1 protein-coding gene is annotated in these 3,820 nt (G+C 76.1%); it reads right to left on the bottom strand.

What is annotated here, in order from left to right; all coding sequences use genetic code 11:
- The coding region (locus E0D90_RS24435; RefSeq protein WP_130800122.1) for a type I polyketide synthase at positions 1 to 3,744 on the bottom strand (3,744 nt) is incomplete at its 3' end.
- Between the last annotated feature and the right edge of the window lie 76 nt (positions 3,745 to 3,820).

Here is a 3,820-nt window from a genome sequence, read left to right as displayed (position 1 = left end):
GTCCAGGGGCGGCAGCGCCGGCGAGGGGGGTACGGCGACGGTGACGGTGGGGCCGGGCCGCGGGAGCCGGGTGGCGGCCTCGGCGAGCCGGGCGAGCAACGCGTCGGCCCGCACGGGCACTCCGGCGACGACGAGTTCGCCGACCGCGAGACACAGCTGCCGCAGGCTGGTGTCGCCCGGGCTGTCCAGCGCGACGGCGACATGCTCCCGGTCGCCCAGCACCCTCTTGATCCAGCCGGTGCACAGCGTGCGCGGCCCGTGCTCCACGAAGATCCGGACGCCGTCCGCCCACGCCTGTTCGACGGTGGCGGCGAAGTCGATCGTGCCGAGTCCCTGAGCGGTGAGCGCCTCGGCGGCCCGCTCGGCCGTCGGCCGGTACGCCCGGCCGCTCGCCCCACTGTAGAAGCGGACCCCCGGCACCGCGACCGTGGGACGACGGTGGGTCTCGCGCCACACCTCGCTGACCTCGGCCAACTCCGGGGCGTGGGCGGCCATGTCGTAGTCCAGCTCGATAGCGCGGTCGGCACCGATCCTGGCCACGACGGCGGCGCACGCCCGGGACTCGCCACCGATGACACAGACCCCGGGCGCGTTGACCGCCATCAGATGCACCGCGACCTCGCCGGCGAGCTCGGCGCGGACGGCGTCCAGCGGGGCCGCGACCAGATGGCTCGACCACCGGGAGCCCGGGATACCCCGCTGTCGCCAGTAGCGCCGGACCGCCCGCAGCTCACCCGCGAGCTCGGTCGTGAACAGGCCGCTGTCACGGGTGGCTTCGTACAGCCCCGAGGCGTCCGGCCAGGCGCCCAGCGCCACCAGCGCCGTCGACTCGCCCGAGGAGTAGCCGATGGCGGCGTCCGGCCGCAGCCCGAGCACCTCGCGGCTGAAGACCGTGTGGAAGACGGCAAGTTCGGCGACGGCCCAGATCTGCCCGAGTACTCCGGGCTCCGCCCCGGACCGCAGTCGTGCGCCGATCGACCGGTGTTCCTCACGGACGGTCTCGCCCAGCGACGGCCATGCGAGCGCCAGCTCATGGCCCATCCCCGGGTAGGCGGCCGAGCCGTTCGTGTACACGAAGGCGGTCTGCCCGACGACCGGCGAGTCCCGGTACAGGACATCGGCCGGGCGGACCCCGCCCTCCGTCAGCCAGCGGCGGGCCGCTTCCCCGCGCTCCGCCGACGTGGTGTCGCCGTCCACGACGAGGGCCAGCCGGGCCGGGCCGTCCGAGGACTGTCTGCCGGCCTCCAGCGCGGCCAGCACCTCCTGGCGGTCCGCCCCGGAGAAGACTTGCAGGCGCGGGGCCGGGCCCCGCAGCCACGGCCGGGCGTCCCCCGCGCGCAGCCGTACGCTCGCGGCCGGCCCCTCCAGCGGCGTGACCACGGCCCGCGCGGTGTGGGCGACGGCCCCGGTGTCCGCCGGCCCGCCGGGGCGGGGCACCGCGCGGTGCTGGAGCGAGAGCGCCGCGACCGCGACGGAGACCAGCCCGGACGCGGCATGGGCCCGCCCGAAGGCGGACACCGGATCGAAGACCGCGCCGGGGCCGTCGCCGATGACCATGTCGGGCTCGTCAGTGGCCTCTTCGTCCAGCAGGGCGACGACGGTGTCGCCGTCCCTGCGCGCGGCCTCCAGGGACTTGAGGACCAGAACGACAGCCGCGTCCCCGGCCTCCTCCCCGCCGCCGAGCTCCCGCAGGGCGGCCCGGTGGACCACTTCACAGGACAGATCGGTGGCGCCGACGAGGGCGGCCTCGGCCTCTCCCGACCGAATGGCCCGAGCCGCGATCCCCAGCGCCACCAGCCCGGACGCCTCCTCCGCGGAGACCGTGAACCCCGGTCCGGCCAGATCCAGTTGGGTGCTGACGCGGTTCGCCGCGAGATTCGGCATGCTGCCCACCACACACTCCGCCGTCATGGGCGGGGCGAAGGCGTCCCGGGCGAGGTCCGCCGACGACGCGGTGACGGGCGCCCCCGACTGCTCGAGCCAGTGGGGAACCCGCCAGCGGGCGCCCGCGCGGGCGACCTCGGGGTCCACCCCCGTGCCGATGACCACCATGGTCAGCTCGCGGGGCAGAGTCACCGTCCGGGCGGCCTCGCGGGCGGCCTCCAGCACCAGCAGGTGATGCCGCACGGTCCGCTCCAGGGCCAGCGGCGGGAAACAGAGGTCCGTCAGCTCCACGGCGATCTCCGCGACGGGGCCGCGCCGTTCGCCGCCCAGCACCGCCCGGCGGAAGTCCTCCGTGGACCTTCCCTCGCCGACCCGGGCGCCGACGGCGACGATCGCGACGGGGGTACGCGTGCCCGGCGCGTCGACTGCCGGAGCCGGACCAGGCTCCGGAGCCTGCTCCGGCGTCCGGGCGGCCGGCCCGCCGCGCGGTGCGACGGACAGTGGGAGGTGCGCCGACCCGGGCACGGCGGACCCGGGAGCACCCTCCGGAGCGTCGACGACCAGGTGGGCGTTGGTTCCGCCGAACCCGAAGGCGCTGACCGCCGCCCGGCGCGGCCCCGCCCACTCCTCCGGCGCGGCCAGCACCCGCAACGGCGTGCCCGCCAGCACGTCCAGCGGCTGCTCGGCGCCGAGCGTCGCCGGGCGGACCCCCGCACGCATCGCCCCGAGTACCTTCAGCAGCCCCGTCACGCCCGCCGAGGCCAGCAGGTGCCCGACGTTCGACTTCGCCGAACCGATCGGCACGTCCTCGCCCGCCCCGAAGACCCGGGCCATGCCGCGCGCCTCCACCGCGTCCCCGACCGGCGTCCCCGTCGCATGGCACTCGATGAGCGAGACCGACTCGGGAGCGACGCCCGCCATGTCGTACGCCAGCCGCATGGCGCGTACCTGGCCCTCCTCCGACGGGCTGACCAGCCCGGACCCACGCCCGTCGTTGGACAGCCCCACGCCGCGGATCACACCGAGCACGGGCAGGCCGGCCGCGCGGGCCCCGGACAGCCGCATCAGGGCGACGAACCCGGCGCCCTCGCCGTGCACCAGCCCGTCCGCGTCCCGGTGGAAGGGGCGGCTGCGCCCCGTGCGGCTGGTCGCGGACAGCCCGCAGAACCCCACGTGGAGGTAGAGGGGATCGGGGCGGCTGACCGCACCGGCCACCATCAGGTCGGCCGTGCCGTCGTGCAGCCGGTCGCACGCCAGCTTGACCGCGTACAGCGAGGACGCGCAGGCGGCGTCCAGGGACCAGGCCCCCGCCCCGAGCCCGAGCGCGCGGGCCGCGAGCCGGGCGGGAAGCCCGGAGGAGAAGCGGTTGCGGGCGTCGGGACGCGTCCGGCGCTCACCCGTCAGCACGGCGTCACGGACCGCGGGGCGCTGCGCTGACAGCCAGACGTGTTCGGCGAAGGCAGCCCCGCCGGATGTGGGGTACGAGAGGTTCCCCAGCACCAGCCCGCCGCGCGGCAGCGGGCCCGCGTGGCCCGCCTCGGCGAGCGCCTGCCGCACCCCGTGGAGGACCCAGTGGAAGAGCGGGTCCAGCGCGGCGATCCGCTCCGGCTCCACGGGGAAGTCGCCCGGATCGAAGACGGACTCGAACCCGTGGACGTAACCGCCGACATCACTCCAGGTGCGGTCGAGGTGGTCGTCCACCGAGCCCATGGCCCAGCGGCGCGGCAGCCGCCACCGGTCCGCCGGGGCGGCCGACAGGCTGGTGCGGCCGGCGGCGACGTTCTCCCAGAACGTGTCCGGGTCCAGCGCGCCGGGCAGCACACAGCCCCGGCCGACGACGGCGATCGGTTCGAAACGCATGCGGGCTCACTTCACGACAGGCCGGAGGCCGGGGCTGTGTGCTGCCCGGCGCGCTGGACCCGGACACGTTCTGGGA

The sequence above is a fragment of the Streptomyces otsuchiensis genome, from assembly GCF_004305975.1.
Taxonomy (GTDB): domain Bacteria; phylum Actinomycetota; class Actinomycetes; order Streptomycetales; family Streptomycetaceae; genus Streptomyces; species Streptomyces otsuchiensis.
The sequence above is the reverse complement of the archived record's forward strand: the minus strand, read 5'-3'. Positions and strand labels throughout refer to the sequence as shown.